Source organism: Paenibacillus amylolyticus, from assembly GCF_051136285.1.
Classification (GTDB): Bacteria; Bacillota; Bacilli; order Paenibacillales; family Paenibacillaceae; genus Paenibacillus; species Paenibacillus amylolyticus_F.
The window spans coordinates 1,777,954-1,798,134 of sequence record NZ_CP194938.1 but is presented as its reverse complement, the minus strand read 5'-3'; the positions used below and the strand labels follow the sequence as shown (position 1 = coordinate 1,798,134).

Annotated in this window: 8 protein-coding genes; all 8 read left to right on the top strand. The window is 43.6% G+C overall.

The features are described 5' to 3' along the window. The first annotated feature begins 9 nt into the window (after positions 1-9). The 8 genes from ACR8BL_RS07875 to ACR8BL_RS07840 all read left to right on the top strand — a co-directional run bounded on the left by ACR8BL_RS07875 (position 10) and on the right by ACR8BL_RS07840 (position 20,171). Positions 10-4,194 carry an SDR family NAD(P)-dependent oxidoreductase gene (locus ACR8BL_RS07875; RefSeq protein ID WP_434752091.1) on the top strand — a complete coding sequence of 1,395 codons (4,185 nt, stop codon included), beginning with the start codon at positions 10-12 and terminating at the stop codon, positions 4,192-4,194. Then, the gene (locus ACR8BL_RS07870) at positions 4,133-13,819 is read left to right on the top strand and encodes an amino acid adenylation domain-containing protein (protein WP_434752090.1); all 9,687 of its coding nucleotides are present in this window, start codon (positions 4,133-4,135) and stop codon (positions 13,817-13,819) included. Before ACR8BL_RS07875 ends, ACR8BL_RS07870 begins: the two co-directional genes overlap by 62 nt. After that, positions 13,812-14,054, top strand: coding sequence for an acyl carrier protein (locus ACR8BL_RS07865; protein WP_434752089.1), 243 nt, complete (start codon positions 13,812-13,814; stop codon positions 14,052-14,054). The genes ACR8BL_RS07870 and ACR8BL_RS07865 overlap by 8 nt, the downstream gene beginning before the upstream one ends. A 117-nt stretch (positions 14,055-14,171) precedes the next feature. Beyond that, positions 14,172-15,236, top strand: coding sequence for a hypothetical protein (locus tag ACR8BL_RS07860; RefSeq protein WP_434752088.1), 1,065 nt, complete (start codon positions 14,172-14,174; stop codon positions 15,234-15,236). 662 nt (positions 15,237-15,898) lie between these two features. Continuing rightward, positions 15,899-16,975, top strand: a complete 1,077-nt coding sequence (gene rsgA, locus ACR8BL_RS07855) for a ribosome small subunit-dependent GTPase A (RefSeq protein WP_434752087.1) — start codon at positions 15,899-15,901, stop codon at positions 16,973-16,975. 620 nt (positions 16,976-17,595) lie between these two features. After that, positions 17,596-17,961 (top strand): arsenate reductase family protein, encoded by a 366-nt coding sequence (locus ACR8BL_RS07850; RefSeq protein ID WP_434752086.1) that lies wholly within the window; start codon positions 17,596-17,598, stop codon positions 17,959-17,961. Positions 17,962-18,165: 204 nt separating this feature from the next. Next, positions 18,166-19,059, top strand: a complete 894-nt coding sequence (locus tag ACR8BL_RS07845) for a 5'-3' exonuclease (protein WP_123065056.1) — start codon at positions 18,166-18,168, stop codon at positions 19,057-19,059. A gap of 5 nt (positions 19,060-19,064) precedes the next feature. After that, entirely contained in the window at positions 19,065-20,171 is a 1,107-nt protein-coding gene (locus ACR8BL_RS07840; protein WP_434752085.1) for a phosphodiester glycosidase family protein, read from the top strand. The last annotated feature ends 10 nt before the right edge of the window (positions 20,172-20,181 follow it).

Below are 20,181 nucleotides of genomic sequence, written 5' to 3'. Positions count from 1 at the left end.
AGGATTGAAGTGGCCGAGACAAACGTTTCTTCAAAAATAGCAATCATCGGTATGGCTTGCCGATTTCCGGGCGCTGACAATGTCGAGGAGTACTGGAATAATCTTATAAACGGCAAAGAATCTATTTCGTTCCTCACCCAGCAGGAGCTGAAACAAGGGAACGTAGAAACTGGTTTGATGAAAGATCCGGCTTATGTTGCAGCCGGATCTTTCATCGATGGAATTGAATGTTTTGATAACGAATTTTTTAACTACACATTAAAAGAGGCCAGTGTTATCGACCCCCAGCACAGGCTGTTTCTTGAATGCTCCTGGCATGCGCTGGAGGATGCTTGCATTAAACCCGGTGCTGCCGACAGGATCGGTGTGTTCGCGGGAAGCCACATGAATTCCTATCTGTTTCATGTCCTTACCAATCCTGAAGTTGCAGAGTTGGTGGGAGACCTTAATGTAGAATTAGGCAATGAGAAGGATTATTTAGCAACAAGGGTCTCGTACAAAATGGATTTGCGCGGCCCCAGTATGAATATTCAGACGGCGTGTTCATCCTCACTGGTAGCTGTTCATATGGCTGTTCAAAGCCTACTGAACGGGGAGTGTGATATTGCCCTTGCCGGAGGAGTAACGATCAATGATCTTGAGAAAAAGGGCTACTTATATCAGCCGGGAGGAATCAAATCTCCGGATGGCCATTGCCGTACTTTTGATAAAGATGCGGAAGGGACGATCTTCGGCAATGGATTGGGTATCGTGGTCTTAAAGCGCCTGGAGGACGCCAGGGATGACGGCAATCAAATCTATGCTTCAATTATCGGGACAGCCGTTAACAATGACGGTGCAGATAAAGTAGGATTGGCGGCTCCTGGCTTCAGCGGACAGCGAGACGTTATCGAAGAGGCGATTCTTATGGCGGGTATCACTCCACACGATCTGTCTTATATTGAATGCCATGGAACCGCGACAAGATTAGGAGATTCAATTGAAGTGAGTGCTCTGAAAGATGTTTTCTCGGGGTATCCCGGGAAAGGTGAAAGATGCGGTCTGGGTTCGGTTAAGACGAATTTGGGGCACTTGAACAAAGCATCGGGGATTGCTGGACTTATTAAAACAGTACTCGCTGTTAAGAACAAAGTAATACCTCCAACCCTTCACTTTAAAGAAGCTAATCCATTGCTGGAGCTACAACATAGTCCATTCTACATCGTGGACAAGTTGACTGACCTTTCAAAGCAAAACAAGGTGATGCGGGCTGGGGTCAGCTCTTTCGGGGTAGGGGGTACTAATGCCCATGTCATTTTGGAAGAAGCAGAGACATCCAAGGGGGAGGATTCGCCCCCCAAATTGTACCTGCTACCTTACTCAGGCAAATCGAAGGCAGCCTTAGAACGCGTTGAACAGAACATGTATGGTCTCGTCAGTAGTCGCGGGGAGAACAATATTAGAGATATTGAAAATTCGTTGCAACGAGGGAGAGTCTTCTTTCCATACAGAAAGTTCATGGTTGTAGATCGGGCAATGACAATAAAACTATCCGCAGATGACGTACAGACAGAGCTTCACGTCGATGGAGACGGAGAATTTCAGTATGCAACCGGAGGAGTTTTATTTGCCGGGATGATGGATGGTGCCTGCGAGCACCTGAAAGATCTGCTTGGATCAGATGCATATCTGAAGAAACTGATGGAGCCTCTGCTCAATGAGGCTAGACGGATGACAGGGTTTGATGTGAGCCAACCGGATCATAGGAATATGTCCATTGAGGTAGCAGATGCCGTAGCCTCCTTTATTCTTCAAGCTGCCGTAGCTAGGTTGTTGGAGGACTTTTCCGTTAAACCGGAATTTATTGCGGGAATAAACAGCGGTGAATTAGCCGCTGCTTGTTCGGCAGGTATTATGAGCTGGAAGGATGGGCTGTTGCTTCTGCTTGTTCGGGGGAAAGTCATAGACTCGTCGGCCCTTGCGTCCTGTAAGCTCTCTTCCACTCATGGGCGGCTCATACTGGGGCGTGACGGGGGTAGTAGGAACAGCTCCACAAGTTTGTTAAATATAGATTATTGGCTGCAGGAAGATGCTGATGGGACCTCAGAGGAGGATTTTGCAAAAAACTATTGCCATACTGGCACATCTTCCGAAGAGACTTTGCTTATCCGAATCGGTATGAAGAAGGAAAAGCTGAAAGATGTTAATGGCGATGAGATTAAGATCATTGACGCAATAGAACTGATCGATCATCGAATCTCTCTATTGCCCCTGATAGGTAAACTCTGGGTTAACCGGCTCGCCTCTGGGTTTGATGCCTATTCCCAAAGTCACCCTGCCCGCTTCGTTTCTCTCCCGGCCTATCCTTTTGAGAAAGCAAAATGCTGGTTGGACTTGCATGACGAAGTCTTCCAAGGGAGGCCAGAAGCTCCATCAACTGAAGATTTCCTGTACGCTCCATCCTGGCAGCAGGTGAGGGAGAAAGCAGCAACACCGACTACGCCCGACAAGTGCTGGCTGTTTCTAATGAATGAGGAACGCTGGACCGAAGCAATTAAGCAGGAGGTCCGCAAGGCGGGACATACGGTCATTTCCATGGATAACGCTGAAGAGGAGCAAGACTGGCAGAACACCTTTACTCGCCTAAAGAATACGGGCGTAAGTCCGGATTATATCGTGTATTCTCTTGTATCGGAGCCGTCGGGTATGAACGCATCACTGTTTACACGGCTGAAGGCTGACTTCTATGCCTTGTTGCGTATGACCTGCGCATTCGAAGCGGTTTTTAATCAAGAGGTCAAAATTCTTATTTTATCTAATAATGTTTACTCTGTACTAGGTGAGAAAGCGGATAACTTTTTTGCTTCCGTTTTCCAAGGTGCGTGTACCGTTGTCCCTCAGGAATTCCCAAAGATTAGTTGTCTTGCTGTTGATGTGGATTCTAACGAGTACGATGGTTCGGCAGAGTTCTTCCGGAAAATCATCAATAAGGTCCTTCAAGCGCGAGGAGGGGAATTGCTTGTCTATCGGAGGGGGTATTTTTGGAGGAGGTCTTATGAAAAGATCGATGACTTCACCGAAGTAGCTAAAGAACCTCTAGCTATAGAACCGGATGGGGTCTATGTGATTACCGGTGGAACCGGAGGGCTGGGACTGGAAGTGATTGAGTATTTAATCAATCGCATTAATCCCAAAATAGCTGTCATATCTCGAAACCCCGCAGGGGGACAACGAATAGATGAGTTGCGGACAAGGGCTGCAGAATTGAAGCTATTCCAAGCAGATGTTACAGATGCCGAAGCTCTGGAACAGGTGTTTCGAGATATACGTTCCACAATGGGAGAGATAAGGGGAGTTTTTCATCTTGCGGGATTGCCGGGTAAAGGTCTAATTCTGAATAAGACAATGGAGGAACTACAAGCGGTCATGGGGCCAAAGCTGGAAGGGACCCTTCTACTGGATTCCATTGTCAAACCATATCATCCGGATTTTATTATTTTGTTTTCCTCCATGATCGCGTTAAAAGGCGGTAACGGTCAGGTCGATTATTGCGGAGCAAATCATTTTCTTGACAACTATGCTCTATATAACACCCAGCGCGGAACACGTGTTGTCTCTATTAACTGGGATGCGTGGCACAATGTAGGAATGACAGCAGATTCTATGGGGTCAGGTCAAGGTCTCACTCAACAGCAGGCTGCGGAATGTCTGGATTACATCCTAAGGAGCCTTGATAACCCGCGGGTTGTTGTCTCTATGAATGATGTCAACAAGCTTATAACCTGTACAACGAAACCTTCTGCCCGAGAGTCGGGACAGGGCAAACCACGATCTGCGGAAGATATCAGCTATGAATTTGTTGTGCAAAAGTTAGAAGGTTTGTTCACTCTTATAGCGGAAGTTGATGAGATCGATCCCAATGCGACACTGGACGATTTAGGTATCGATTCAGTTTTGATTCTTCAGCTGCTCAATGAAATAGATCGTGTTTTTCCAGGGATCTTCTCGATCAGCAAGTTTTATATATACCCGACCTTACATGCAATGGCTGACTATATCTTCAACGAGCTTACGATTTCACTGGCGAAAAAGGACAAAATCAGTGAACCGAATGAGAACGGGATTACCGACTTTATGAAGAAAGTTAAAAACGATGATATTTCTATTGAAGAGGCAGTCAACTATTTGCTCAAGGGAGAGACAGACGATGAATGAAACTAAAGATTTAATCACATACATCTTGTCCCAATTCAAAGATAATAAAATTGAAGAAAAAACAGCTCGAACGATAATGGAGAAGCTTTCCGGGCAAAAAAAGCAGAATCCAGAACAAGCTATCGCTATTGTAGGAATGGACTGCAGGCTACCTGATGCAGAAAATGTTGTGGAGTATTGGAAAAACCTTACAGAAGGTAAGGATAGTATAGCTCATTTTCCTGATAGCAGGCGCAAGGATATCGAACCTTTTGTATCCGATGATATGCTGAAGAAACCGGAAGACCTTTATTCCAGGGGAGGCTTTTTACAAGAGATAGATAAGTTTGACGGAGAATTTTTCCGTATCTCGCCCAGAGAATCCGTTCTTATGGAGCCAAGCCAGCGTTTGGTTCTGGAATCAGCTTATAGAGCTCTGGAGGATGGGAATGTCCTCGAGGCAGAAAGTACGAATAAATCAGTCGGCGTTTATGTTGGACTGGATAGCACAGACATCCTTCAATACTCCCAAATGGTAGAGGCTGTGGGGCTAACGGACATTTTGAGCATAACCGGCTCATTAACGAGTCTTATCGCAGGGAGAATCTCTTATGCCCTCGGCCTCCATGGCCCTGCCCTCGTCATCGATACTTCTTGTTCGTCAGGACTGGTAGCTGTCGTTGAGGCATGCAAGGCTTTGAATAATGATGATTGCTCCGTCGCCCTTGCAGGAGGATGCAATATCATGATTACTCCCCTCAAAGAGAATTCGATTCTTGAGATCGAGTCGATGAGCAATGAGGTAAGGGCGTTTGACCAAGCAGCGGGCGGGACTATATTTAGTGAAGGGGTCTGTTTTGTCGTCCTCAAGAGGCTTGATGATGCAATTCGTAATAAGGATACGATTTATGGCGTTATCCGTTCAGGTGCCATCAATAGCGACGGTGCCTCATCTGGATTAACTGCCCCAAACCCTGACGCACAGGTTATGCTCTATCAGAAGGCTTGGGAGGATGCTGGGATTAACCCCGAAACCATCTCTTATATCGAAGCACACGGCACGGGTACGGTCATCGGTGACTCAATTGAACTGGAAGGCATTATTGCTGCCTTCCGCAAGTACACGGATAAAACGGGCTTTTGTGGAGTAGGTTCGGTGAAGAGCAATATTGGACATACGAAAGGGGCTTCCGGAATCGCGTCCCTAATCAAGGTCGTCACGGCGCTTCAGCGCAGGCAAATACCGGCATCCATTCATTTCGAAACCCCTAATCCACAGGTGAAATGGGATGGCTCTCCGATCTATATCAATAATCAACTGAAAAAATGGGAAGCGGCATATCCACTCAGGGCGGGGGTAAGTTCCTTCGGGTTCAGTGGAACCAATGCCCATCTTGTTGTAGAGGAGTTCAGACACTCTTACGAAACAGAAGCCAACACCGAAGGTATGGAATTGTTTACCTTGACGGCAAAAACCGAGAAATCATTGAAAGCGTTAGCCAGATCTTATATCAATTTTCTGGAAGGCGATTCTAACCAATCGCTCGAACAAATCTGTTATACGGCTAACGTGTGCCGTCCTCATTTTGCTTGCAGAACGATTATGATCGTGTCAAGCATTGCCGAACTCCGCGAGAAGTTGGCTAAGATTGCTGACAATCCGGTAACGATCGAAGAACTTAACATTTTCTACGGTATATGTCCTGAAAAGCCAAAGGAGCATAAAAAAGACGCTATGCTCTCTGAGCGTAACGAGCAGCTGGCAGATATGCTTAAGAATGGGGCAGCAGATTACACGGTGCACTACGAGACGATTAGTAAACGATATATCCAAGGGGATGCCATACCATGGAGAAAACTTTATCCCGAAAAGACACAGAAGGTGCACCTTCCGGGGTATGCTTTTGAGAAGAAGAGAGTCTGGATTGATACGAGAGGCTACAAAAAGCAGAAGGAAATACGGGATCGCCTGTATCCATTGGTAGATGAGTTGTTAATTAATACTCATGATCAGGCCATATATAAAACGAGATTAAGCATCCCTACTCACTGGCCGCTTGCAGAGCACAAGATTTATGATCGTTATGTATTGCCGGGGACTACATTGATTGATATGGCGACATTTGTCGGCGTCTCCCAGTTGGGCAAGAGTAATTTTCACTTCAGAGACTTGTTATTCCTGCAAACGGTAACACTGGACGAACATGAAACCTTGGATCTTTATATCATTGTTACAAAATCAAGGGAGAACCTGGAACTACAAATAATTAGCAAGGAGGACTCCGATAGCCCTGATTTTACGCTTCATATGAAGGGGATGCTTGTGAAAAGCATGAAAAGTGCTGCCGAATTCGAATCAAACGAGAGATTCCGGGAGCTACCGCTTCATTCCAGTAGGAAGGGAGCGCTTTCCTCTTACAGTCTTGAACATACGAAGACGGATGGAGATTTGGTTCTCGGACCCCGTTGGCATGTTAATGGAACGGTATATGAGGGCAAGGAAGAATTGCTGGCTGACATCACAATACTGCCCGAATTCGAAGGTGAAGTGCAATCGTATAACCTGCACCCATCGCTAATGGACATTGCAATGAACTATGTTGTGGGAATTCTCGGTAATGATATCTATGTGCCTTTTTCAATTAAAGAGTTCCATATTTATGGTGAAATGAGTTCTTCTATATCAAGCTATGTTACAAAAGTAGACCGAGATGGAAGCTCCGATGAAATTATTTATGTAGATGTTGCTCTTTTGAATGATACAGGGGAAGTATTTGCTTTCCTGCATCGTTATGCGATTAAGAAGCTGCGATCCGAAAACATGGGTGTTCAGGATGCAGGGTTTTTCAAGAAATTCTTTTATCGTACCCGCTGGATACCTGCTGAATTGTCAGCCGCTGCTGAACGGGAACCATCTACAGATAGAATTTTGTTCATAAGAGGGCATGACTCTTATTCCGTCAGTCTGGTGAAAGCATGCAAAGATACCGGTGTCGTAGTAACAGAGGCGATTATAGGTGATGAGTCTCCCTTGGGAAGCGAGGATCCACTGTTCATAGTCAACGATTCCTTAGCGGATTATAACCGGCTCATCGAACATATCAAAGACGGGAGGATTACAAAAATTGTGCATATGTCCTCCTTAAAGCTTGATAGGGGTGCAGGATTTAGCGATGATACCCAATCTTTTAAGGATGATCTGGATCAGGGATTAATCAGCCTTTGCCGCCTCGTACAGTGTCTGATTCACGCCAGAATCGAGTGGCAGACGGAAATCGTTCTTCTTACAAACAACGCCTCCTGCGTTACTGGTGAAGAGAATCGGGTCTATCCCTTGAATGGTGCATATCAGGCTGTAGCAGGGGTAATAGCAGCAGAGCATAACAGCATCTCGTGCCGCTCTATAGATATTGATCAATCAGTCCAAGTTGAACAAATTATTCATCAAATTTTCGGCGGGAATAACCTCCGGGTAGCTATGCGAGAAAACGATATTTTCGTGCCTGAGGTCACCCATTCATTCGATAATCCGAATGGAAATGACCAAGCGGTATCCCTTAAACATGATGGCATATATTTGGTAACCGGAGGTATGGGGGGAATTGGCAAAGAAATTTTAAGGCATCTGGCCAAGGGAAGCGATGCTACGCTCATCATTATCGGACGAACCATACTTGATGAGTCGGAATTGACGATAAAAACCAAAAAGTATATCGAATTTATAAATCAGCTTCGGTCTGAGGGGAATCGTGTCGAATATTACAGTGTTGATGTTTCCGATTTCGAGCAAATGGAAAGCTGCCTTTTTTCCATAAAAGAAAAGTATGGTACATTGGATGGCATATTCCATTGTGCAGGTGTGCCGGGAGATAAATTACTCTCTAATAAAAGTATAGATGACTTTTTGGAGACCATCGCTCCGAAGGTGCTGGGTACATATAACATTGACCGGATAACACGAGGATGGCAGCTGGATTTTATTTTATTGTTTTCTTCGTTGACCACTATTCTTCTTCCGCCGGGGCAGATGGATTATGTAGCTGCCAACGCATTCCTGAATTCCTATGCCGATCAGGCAGGTCTTGAGGGCCGGAATGTAAAAAATATATTATGGCCTGCCTGGGAAGATACGGGTATGGCTTTCCATGCTAACGGCAAAACGAATGAAGGATTAAACTTCGGATTTTTAAAAGCGATCTCCGCTGAAAACGGCGTAAAAGCAATTGCAAAGGTGCTGAACTCCAACATCCAGAATGCTATCGTTTGCGAGCTGGATTATTCGTATGAATACCATAATCAGCTCACTGAATTTGGCTATTCTTTGGACAAGGAACTGGCCAATCGATTTAACAGAAAACAAGCTGTGGAACTGATAGCGGATGAAGAGGTAACTGCCCTCAGTCTGACAGGGAAAAATGTTTTCACCTCAACAGAGCAGCTTGTTGGAGAGATTTGGGGAAGTGTCCTTGGTTTTACGGAGCTGGATGTTACGGCAGATTTCCATCACTTGGGAGGAGACTCCATTCATAGCATTCAGATCACCAATGAGATCAACAAAGCATTGAACGCTAAACTAGATATTGTTCACATCTTTGATTACCCAACCATTTCAGAACTTTCAGGATATTTGGATTCTTTCGCTGTTACGCCTCAAGATGGCGAGAGGGAGGAGGAAAATGACCAAATCGTCAGCGAGTATAACTTATCTGAGTTCCAGCTTAGAATCTGGTTCATTCAGAAGCTATTGCCAGATATTACGATCTATAATTTGCCTATGACCATAAAGCTAGATTTTCCTATTGAGCCGATCTTTATTGAGAAGACCATCAATACGATTATTCAAAGACATAGCGTGTTTAGAACGGTATTTGTGGAGAAGGATAAGGGAGTCCAGCAAATTATTCTGGATGATTACCGCTTATCTGTTGAGGTCGTTGATTGTACTGATCGTGACTACGATGTCGAAGCAGCAGAGAAGGAGATCTATGCCGAGAATAATAAGCCCTTTGATTTCTCCCAGCCGCTGATAATTACCAAAATATACAGGTTCAAGGAACAATTGCATTATCTATATCTTAATATTCATCATCTAATCTGTGATGGATGGAGTTCCTCCTTGCTCATTAATGAGCTTATGAGTACTTACCAGGATATAACGGCAGGAAAGGCAGTCGATACTTCGGAAAGAGCTCCACGCTACATTGACTGGATTGCTTCCATGGAAGAGTGGAAGGGGAGTGCAAACTATCACGATCAGAAAAAGTACTGGGAGAATGAACTCGGAGGGACGCTACCTATTATCGATTTGCCCTTGGACTATAAGAGGCCGGATCATTTTTCGTATAAAGGTGATACGCATACATTATTCCTGAATCACGAGCTCAAGCAGAAAATAAAACAGCTTTCCGCATCTTTAAATTATTCAGGCCATATTTTGATGCAATCATTGTTCTTCCTCTTCCTGAACAGGATAACGGGAGATGAAGATATCATAGTGGGCATCCCTGTAGCAGGAAGGGATAATGCCAGCTATGAGAAAGTAATCGGCGCATTTATGAATACGCTCTGCATCAGGTTAAAATGGGATGGCTTGAATGGCTTAGCTGACCTGTTGGAGGAAGTGAAGAGTAAAAACCATGGGGCTTTACGCAATGGAAGAATGCCTTTCGCTGATTTGATCGGGTTCTTAAACCCTGAGAGGGAGACGAATAGGAATCCGATATTCTCTGTATTCTTCCAATATTATGATAACATTCCTCCTATCAATGAAGGCACGTCGCAATTTGATTTAAGCTTGTACTGTAAAGATGAGGTAGACGGTATTTATTGTCGGTTTGAATACAATACGGATTTGTTCCGTAAGGAAACGGTTCAAAAGTTCAGTGAATTATTTGAAGGTATCGTTAAGATTGTAACAGATGTAATAATGGCTAAAGAGTCAGAGAAGAATGTCAAGGAAAAGGCTGCAATCTCGCTGGCGGATGTATTCCTTTTACTTGAGAAGGCAGTTCCAGATGAAAGCTTTAAGCATCGGAGCCAAGAGAAGTACTGGATGAACTTATTAGCCGGCGAATGGCCTGCCCTTCATTTGCCCTACGATCATCATTATCCGACTAGCCGTGAGTATAACTGGAATACCGTGCGCTTGGAAGTTGGTGAGAGGCTTCTGCTTCAAGTGAAGACGATGTGTATGCAGGAGAACATTCCATTATCGCAATTTTTGCTGGCTGTATATGTGGTAGTCCTTTCCCAATACGGCAAAGAGGAGGAACTCATCGTAGGAACTCTTTTAAATGAGATTTCTGCCAATATTCTACCACTCAGAATGAATTTGGACAGTCATAGCAGCTTTTCCGATACTTTGCGGGAAGTGAAGCTACATCTTGGCAGAGCCCGCTTCAACGGAGATGTTTCTTTCGAGAGATTAGAGGGAATTGTTGCACAGGGGCATAGCAAACGGTCCTTATTCGATGTTGTTTTTGTATATGCTGAGGATCAGAGGAATGATGTGGAGAACAAGCTGATCTTAAGCGGTGAGCCTTGTCCTGGAAATCCGGAAATCGTTCTTGTTTGCGAAAATGCGGGAAATAAGCTGCTGCTACAAATAAGTTACTGCATGGAGCTGTTCGAAGACATAACGGTCCAACGATTAGGCGGGCATTTCATGCGTGGTTTAAATGAGTTTTCGTTGAACATTGGTCAGATTCCGGCGAACTCCACGTTTACCACTGAAGAGGAAACAGCTTGGATAGAGGATGTCATTAACAATACAGGAGCGGTTTATAACGAAGAACAAACCATCATTGATCGATTTATGGAACAGGTTGATAAGCGTGCGAATAGCACGGCGCTTGTCTTTGCAGACAAGAGGCTGACATACTTCCAGTTAAATGAACGTGCCAATAAGCTGGCACATTACTTGGCGGAGAATGGAGTCGGTCCGGATAAGGTTATAGGGATCATGGTGGAGCGAAGTCTTGAGATGGTTATCGCCATTCTAGGTGTACTAAAGAGCGGTGGGACCTACCTTCCGATCGATGTTGATGCTCCAAGAGACCGAATAGAGTATATTCTTGGCCATGCCAGAGCAGATGTCTTGCTGGTTAGTGAAGAGACTGAAAGCGGCAACGCCGGATCATACAAAGAAATACGTATCGATTCTCCGGCAATTGCCGAAAAGAGTGCAAACGAACTTTCGGTTAGGATCAGTCCAGCAAACCTTGCTTATATTATTTATACCTCCGGTTCAACCGGCAAACCCAAGGGCGTAATGGTCAGTCATGGAAACGTAAATAACTTCCTCAACTGGGCTATTCAGCACTTCTCCCTTAATGAGACAGACAAAATGATGCTAATAACTGCAATCAGTTTTGATATTTCGGTGCTGGAAATATTCGGATCCCTGCTGTCTGGAGCTGAGATGCATATTATGAGCAGGGAGCTACTATATGATCCACCTGCATTCAGGGATTACTGCCGGAATAACCTGATTACCGTATGGCACTCGGTACCATCATTAATGATCCAGTACTTGACTGAATTCGATGGCGAGCATATGGAAGCCTTCGAGATTGGAACCTTGAGGCATATCATGCTGGGTGGGGAAGCGTGGAGCAAAGATCTAGCTCGCAGGATAAGAACAGTCTTCGAAGATGTTCAAATTACTAATGTATATGGCCCTACAGAAGCCACAATTTGGGTGACCAGTCACCTTGTTGGCGAGCAAGACCTGGTGGATAACTCCGTTTTGCCAATTGGTAAACCAATACGAAATAATAAAGTGTATATTCTAGATGATGCAGGGAAACTATGTGGTGTTGGAATCCCTGGGGAAATTTGTATTCATGGGGATAACGTCACACGTGGATACTTGAATAACGAAGAGAAGACAAGAGAAAACTTCTCCCTTCACCCCCAATACGGTAATTTGTACAGAACCGGCGATCTCGGGAAATACACAGGTAGCGGGGCCATTCATTATCTAGGACGCAAGGATAATCAAGTGAAGGTCAGAGGTTACAGAATCGAATTAGGTGAAATTGAAAATGTTCTGGCCGAAAGTCAAGAGATACAGCAATGTGCCGTCGTGGTAATAAAAGACGAAGAAGTGAACAGGTTGGTCTGCTACTATGAAGCAAAGGAGAAGCTGACAGTTGAAACGTTGCGGGGGAGATTGGCTGAGAAACTTCCAGACTATATGCTTCCTTCTCAATTCATAAGCTTAACCAAACTTCCTTTAACCCCAAATGGCAAAGTAGACCGCAAAGCACTAACGGCGTATGAAATAACGGGAAGGCCCGCGTTGGAAAGTGAGTACGTCGAACCTGTGACGGACAATGAGAAGATCCTCGCCCAAATATGGAGCAATGTCCTGGATGTCAAGAAAATAGGAATAAAGGATAATTTCTTCGCAATGGGAGGAAATTCAATTAAACTTGTCCAAGTATTGCTTCAATTAAAGGAGTACAACTTGGAAACAACCATAATGGACTGCTTCAAGTACAGAACAATTGAGGAGTTGAGTGAGCATCTAAACATCCTCCAAGAGATAGAAGATCACCGCTCAGCGTCACAACCAGCACTTGAAACGCAGTCAGAGACCAATAGCAACTCTGAACCAGTAGTCGAGTTAGCGAGTATCGAGCCATTTACAAGCATCTTCTATAAAGAGTGTTTTTATAATGCCTATTTCCCAGTCGTTAATCACTTTAAGGGAAATATAGATTTATTCTTGGCCAATGACGTCGTGTCATACAAAACAGGCGAGCTAGGGAACACTGACTTGGATGTCGAGTTTGCGTCCGTTCGGGATTTTAATGAAATACAACAGATGGCCGGTTTATCGGTGGTGGCTTCAAACTGTACCCATCATGTTGGCTATAAAGTGATTCAATCTTTATCCGAAGGAAGACCCGTAATTATTCCGGTTGATTGCTTCTTCGAGACGATTAGGCCAGATTTGTATAATAAAAATCATTGGCCGCATACTCTCCTAATATACGGTTATGACCTGAATAAGAGAGTATTCCAGGTAATCGAGCATGACGATATTAATAGTCTCGCATATAGAAAACAGGAAATTGATTTTAATGTGTTAGAAGATTGCTATAATGGATTTAACAAGTATTTTGGGGCAAGTGGTGAACATAACTACTATGAATTCTTTGCAAGCGAAGAGAGAAAAGTTGGAACAGCTTCATTAGCCAGAGAGATGTATATGGCTAATCTTGTATCGTCCAGAGAGATGATATATAAGGGTCTGTTAAAATTACAGAATTTCAATTCAGCCTTTGCAGAAGTGTCAAAAGAGGAATTGTCGGTAAAAAGCACTAATTTCGATAGGATTCCTTTCGGCATCAACAATATTATCAATTCAAAGAAATCGGAAATCTATAAATTCGACAGATTCTTTGAAGGAGCAACACAGTTAACCTCTCAGCTTGAAGTTCTTATCGCCGAGTGGCTTCAGATAAGATTGCTGCTGGAGAAGTACAAAATAACAATGCAATACAAGAAGAGCTCTTTCGATAAAATCAATCAAAGTCTTGAAAAAATAACGGTGTTAGAATACAAGTATTATGAAAGTTTATACAAGTATATGGACTCGATCATGGAAGCACAGAATAAGGAGGTAATGTATGAGTGATATCGAGTTGAAACTAAGGTGTATCATAGGTGAAATAACAGAGAACAAAGAGGCGGCTTCCGCGCTGGGATTGGAAGAAAATCTTAATGTTACTGTTTTAAACTCAATCAATTTTGTAAAAGTAGTCGTTGCTATAGAATCCGAGTTTAACATTGAATTTGAAGATGAAGATTTGGATATGAATAATTTTGAAAATTTTCAAAAATTAATAAGCTATATTGAGGAGAAGCTCTAGGATACCTGTTGTGCGTCTATATACTCCAGAAATAGGGATTATAGACGCACTTCAACTTGTGCGGAAGCGGCTGCAGATTCACCGATTAAGCCACTTTCCTTCAATTGGAGGAAGAATATGACAAACAATTGCGAAAAAATTAGACCCTACAATGACATGTGGTTGGATTGTGTATCCAATAATTTAGTAGCAATGCTTATCAACGAAAATGAGTCTTATGCCGATTTATCCTGTTACATGGACTCGATGTACTTGAAGAAGGTGTATCAGCAATCCTATAGTTCTGAAGATATTCAAGGGGAACTATTAGCTGAAGGCTTATACTACCCCAAGATCGAATATTCTTTAGAACTGTTGGGAGAATTAATTGACACCAGAGAAGAAGAGTTTGACAGTCTAGATGATGACGTGCACGGATGCATCAAATCAGCACTTGGAGAAGACTGTTTTGTCTTTGTATCGGTGGACCGCTATTTTTATCCGAGCGGATTAAACGCGAATAAGTCCCATCTATACCATCCTACTTTTATTTACGGATATGATTACGAAAATCAGTGTTATAAAGCATTAGAGGATTGTATGGTAATGGGGAGGATTGACTATTTTCGTATACCGTACGGTTCCATCGATGCATCTTGCAAGTTTTTATTGAACGAGGGAAAAAAGATAAGGCTAGGAATTTGTAAAGTGAAGGACACTGCTAAAGAATTTACTCAGAGACTACAGCTGCCTAAGCTGGCAGAGTCATTAGAAAGGCATCTAGCCGGAGGTCAGGTGTATAACAAGGAGTATGATTTATTCTACGACAGTGGAATGGATGCATTATTGACCTATACGAAAGAGTTTAATTACTTGTTCTCGAACTTAAAAGTCGGTCATTTATTTAGTAATCGGGCACTTTCCTATTGTCAGGTGCATATGCGCAATCAAAAGATTGCACAGATTATTCAAGAAAGCTACTGTCTCGATATGGCGCAGATCAAGCATGGTTATTCGGCTCTTTACGAGATGTGGAGACTATTCAAAAATAAAAGCTATTATCTCCTTGAGAAGCAAAAAAAAGCTCCGGGATTGAAACATAGCGATTACTTAGAGTTGAATTCATTGCTGATGGAAATTACTGAGAGAGAGCGGGATACTGCCGATCTGTTATTGCAAGTATGCAGAAGTGTTGGGGGCTAGAATTTACTTATTCTCATGCAGGGGATTGGGTGGTCTGTGCTTTCGATCAGAAGCCAGTCGGCATTGATATCAAGAATATTGCATCTATAAATCTTGATGTGGCGCAGCGTTTCTACACTGAGGAAGAATATGGATATTTTATGCTTAATTGTGATGAAAGATGACACGTGGAACCTCGTGAATGTATTTCTTGATTTAAACGATTCACTTTGCGTAAGCGCTTTCGATTCAAAATCTAAACCTGTCGAGCTAATTTTGCCAAGTTCGTTTCGCTCTTGCCCCTCGTGACTTCACGGATCTCAGGAGGGTGCTTGCCCGATACTGCTGCAAGAAAATCAATGAGGGGGCATTGCTGCCTTGTTAACCTACTAGGGATTGAATGGGTCATATGACGATTTGGATTGGTTTAATTCAAATTGAACGGTGGGCGATATAAAAAAATGGGATATAATGTATTTAATTTCAGCAATGCATGATATTATGAAGTAAGGTATCGTTTAAGCATCATCCTTGGAGTTTGACGACCTAATGTCTAGCAAAACAGACTTTTCATGCATTATATACAGTGGTGATCGTTGTTTTGTTCAAATGGACCTGACAATCTTGTAATTCCGATTGATTTCTTTTTATATAATTACAAACAAAATAGTTTAGGAGGAATCATGAATCTAACAGACTACGGCTTTTTGCCGCAAATGTATTCAACAGACGCAGAGGGAACCTACGCAAGAGTTATAGCTGTACATAAAGGGCATTATAGTCTTTTTACCGAATATGGCGAATGCTCCGCAAAATTGAAAGCCGGTGTCTACTTCAACAATTGTACCGAGGAATTCCCCACTACTGGCGACTTTGTCGAAATTCAATACAACACAAAAGGGGAAAGCCTTATTATAAAAACGCTAAAGCGCAAATCCAAATTTGCGAGAAATGATTCTTCAGGTCATGGAATTGCGTATGCCAAAACAATTAAAGATCAGACGGTTGCTGCTAATTTTGATTTTGTATTCATCATGCAATCCCTTAACCACGATATGAATCGAAAGCGATTAGAACGCTATTTAGCTCTATCATGGCAGTCCGGGGCATTACCGGTTGTAGTATTGACGAAAACAGATTTAATCGAAGACTATTCTGCGACTCTTGCTTTAGTAAAACAAGTTGCTATTGGCGTAGATGTCCACGCTATCAGCGCTAAAACAGGTTACGGCTTAGAAGGACTTGCTGACTATCTAAAGAAAGGTAAGACCGTTGTTTTCCTCGGTTCATCAGGTGTGGGTAAGTCCAGTCTTGTCAACGCTTTGGCCGGTAAAGTGGTGATGTCTGTCCAAGAAATTAGAGAGAATGATAGTAAAGGAAGACACACCACCACGCATCGTCAACTAGTTAGATTGGAGAGCGGCGTAATGGTTATTGATACGCCTGGTATGCGCGAGCTTGGAATGTGGAATGTTTCCGAAGGTTTGGATGAGAGCTTTTCGGATGTTAAGAGTTTTTTAGGACGATGCAAATTTTCGGACTGTAGGCACGAAAATGAGCCTGGTTGCATCATAAGAATGGAGATCGAGAACGGTGGTATTGCCCTTGAACGATGGGAAAGCTACCTTACATTAAAAAAAGAAGCTGCATTTGTTGATGATAAAGCAGCCTATTTACGAGAGAAAGACCATCAGCACGTAACGATGAAAGTGTGGGAGAGGCAGAAGAAAAAGGACGCTCGTAATAACAATAGACATTGATTTTCTCGAGACGTTAAATTAAATTCTTCGAGCACCTCGAAATCCGTCTTTCGAGATGCTCGAAGATGATAAAAATGAAAAACAATTACATAAAATAAAAAGCTTTGTTTGTATGTTCAATATTTTCATAATTACACTCCAGTAATTTATAATGTTGAATCAGTGACAGTGCTGATTTTTCATCCACCCCCGAGCATCCCGCTACTATCGCCAAGTAATGTCTTAACATCCCAGACTGCCAATAAATGAGTTGTTTTATTATCCCTTATCTGATTAAATATTTTCTGATAGAATAATCTTAATGCATCTACATAATGTGAGTAAACAGACCATGTATGGTCGCATTGGAGAAGCGCCTGGATACAGAGACAGCTCCAAAAGAAACGGTGCAAGGGGCAGAGTAGTAGGCAATATTACTGTTCCGTGAAGCAACCTGAAAGTTACACCGCCAGCATGTATATGTTCAGTTCAGTAAGCAAAGCGTCTGAACACCACGCCGAAGGCTAAGAATGTTTTGCTATATGTCAAGAAGAAATCATGGCTGAATGAGGGCGAGAAGCCCCATTTGCCAAAATAAAAGTGGCAGACCGAGACCGGGGCCTCTCGAAAGGAACGATCCTATGACGAAACTAAAAGTATACCAATATGCCAAATGTGGTACGTGCCGTAAGGCTGTGAAATGGCTAGAAGCGAAAGGGCATGAACTGGATCTGATCCCTATTTTTGACACACCTCCATCCAAAGACGAATTAACCGAGCTGATTCAGAAAAGCGGACTCGAAGTGAAAAAGTTTTTTAACACCAGCGGAGAAGTGTATAAGGAGCAAAAGCTCAAAGATAAGCTGCCAGGCATGTCCGAGGAAGAGCAGATTGCGTTACTGGCTTCCAATGGTCGTCTGATCAAACGTCCGGTCGTAACCGATGGAGTAAAAGTCACCGTGGGTTTCAAAGAAGATACGTATGAGCAGGAATGGAACAACGCCTAAAAATTCGCCAGAGCTAAGCCTTGAATTGTTCACAATTCAGGGCTTTTTTTGGTGGAACGGAGGAGTGGCATAATTATGCTCTAAGGAGGGTTGGCGTAACTATGGTATAATGATAGAATGAGTTTCGACATTTAATATACTATTGAAGTTGGTAGCGAAGTTTGTTTATCCAGCTTTCATAGATCAAGGAGAGAATAAATTCAAGTGAATCAACGTAATGAACCTACTTTGTTACTGGTAGATGGTATGGCAGTGTTGTTCCGGGCATTTTATGCAACATCTGCGAGCGGATATATCAGACGTACAAAGGCAGGGCTTCCGACCAATGCAGTCTATGGGTTTATTCGTTATTTTTGGGATGCGGTTCAGACATTTGGACCAAGCCATGTCATCTGCTGTTGGGATATGGGAGGCAAGACGTTTCGCGGTCAGGAGTACGCAGCGTACAAAGGTAATCGTGCTGAAGCACCAGATGACCTTATTCCCCAGTTTGCTCTGATTCGTGAAGTGATGGACAGTTTGAATATTCCGAATATTGGTGCAGAAGGGTATGAGGCTGACGATTGTATCGGGACACTAGCCAAGTATTACACCGAAGAAACCGATATGAATGTAATGGTACTGACGGGAGACCATGATATGTTACAGCTGATTAATGACCGTACAAGTATCATTATTATGAAAAAGGGTCACGGCAACTACATGGTATACAACCCCGAAACGTTGATGGCTGAGAAACAATTGACACCACGTCAGGTTATTGACATGAAGGGCTTGATGGGAGATGCCAGCGACAATTATCCCGGGGTACGTGGAATTGGTGAGAAAACGGCTTTGAAGCTTGTGCAAGAGTATGGATCGATTGAAGGGATTTTAAGCAATCTGGATCAACTCACCCCTTCGGTACGTAAAAAAATTGAGAGTGATCTCGATATGCTGCATCTGTCTCGCAGACTGGCAGAGATTCACTGTGCAGTTCCTGTGGCTTGTACCCTGGAAGGCTGTGAATTGCGTCTGGACCCGGATACGGTGATGGACAAGTTTGAACAACTTGAGATGAAGAGCCTTGGCTCTTGGATGGGAGTGGCGATAGGGTGAGCAACATGATGATGAAAAAAACGAGTAAAAAGTGGTGGACTGGGGCAATGGCCCTCGTCCTCGCACTTCCGGTAGTGCTGTCGGGGGCGGTAAGTGCACCGCAGACAGCGGATGCCAAAGCAGCCATTAGCGTGAAAGTACAGAAAGTGAAAGCAGCAGGACGTAGTTTTAATGTACAGACCGTTTCTATTCCAAAAGGGACACCAGTAACCGTGGGACTGGCTAAGAAACAGGTTGGTCAAACCGCAACATTACCATCTATTGTAAAAGCGTATGGCGCACAAGCAGCAATTAACGGAGCTTTTTTTGAAGCATATCACGGAGCACCAGATCCTTACGGGATGTTAATAGCAAATGGGAAAGTTATACATATAGGAAGATATGGCACATCTATTGGTTTTAAAGCGGATGGATCAGCGATCATGGATTCACTTCAAGTGAGCTTAACGGGCACGGTCACAGATACGGACGGAAAATCACGCAGCTGGTATGCAACATTTGTTAACCGGACACCTTCAGCAGATGCAAGCATCTCGATGTTGTACACTCCAGAACGCGGAGCCAATGTTGGTTTCAAGGGTGGGACAGCAGTGATTATGGAAAAGGGTGTTGTGATCAAAAAAGTGCCTAACACAAATGTAGCGATTCCTAAAAATGGTTCTGTTCTTGTCTTCACAGGTCGGGAGAAGTCCACAGCAGACCGGTTTACGGTAGGCTCAACCGTAGAGATGAATTACAGATATACGAACGCAGCCGGTCAGGAAATTCCTTGGCAGGATGTAGTGACGGCTGTGGGTGCTGGCCCGCGTCTGGTAAAAGACGGTAAGATATCAGTTAATCCGGCAAGTGAGGGGTTCAGAGATCCGAAAATTTTGAATTCGTCCGGCGCGAGAAGCGGAATTGCGATCATGGCTGATGGTTCGGTGATGCTTGCTACAGTATCTGGTGCTACAATAAAAGAATGGGCAGCTGTGATGCAGAATCTGGGAGCCAAACAAGCGATGAACCTGGACGGCGGCGCGTCCTCTGGTATGTATGCGGGTGGCAAGATGCTGACCTCTCCAGGACGATTGTTAAGTAATACACTCGTGTTTGGTGGTTCTGTTCAATAAAAAGTGATTG

Excerpts from the sequence above, each read along its gene's own strand:
- ACR8BL_RS07840 (WP_434752085.1), top strand. The coding sequence starts at position 19,065 with ATGATGATGAAAAAAACGAGTAAAAAGTGGTGGACTGGGGCAATGGCC.
- rsgA (WP_434752087.1), top strand. The coding sequence starts at position 15,899 with ATGAATCTAACAGACTACGGCTTTTTGCCGCAAATGTATTCAACAGAC.
- ACR8BL_RS07850 (WP_434752086.1), top strand. The coding sequence starts at position 17,596 with ATGACGAAACTAAAAGTATACCAATATGCCAAATGTGGTACGTGCCGT.
- ACR8BL_RS07865 (WP_434752089.1), top strand. The coding sequence starts at position 13,812 with ATGAGTGATATCGAGTTGAAACTAAGGTGTATCATAGGTGAAATAACA.
- ACR8BL_RS07860 (WP_434752088.1), top strand. The coding sequence starts at position 14,172 with ATGACAAACAATTGCGAAAAAATTAGACCCTACAATGACATGTGGTTG.
- ACR8BL_RS07870 (WP_434752090.1), top strand. The coding sequence starts at position 4,133 with ATGATATTTCTATTGAAGAGGCAGTCAACTATTTGCTCAAGGGAGAGA.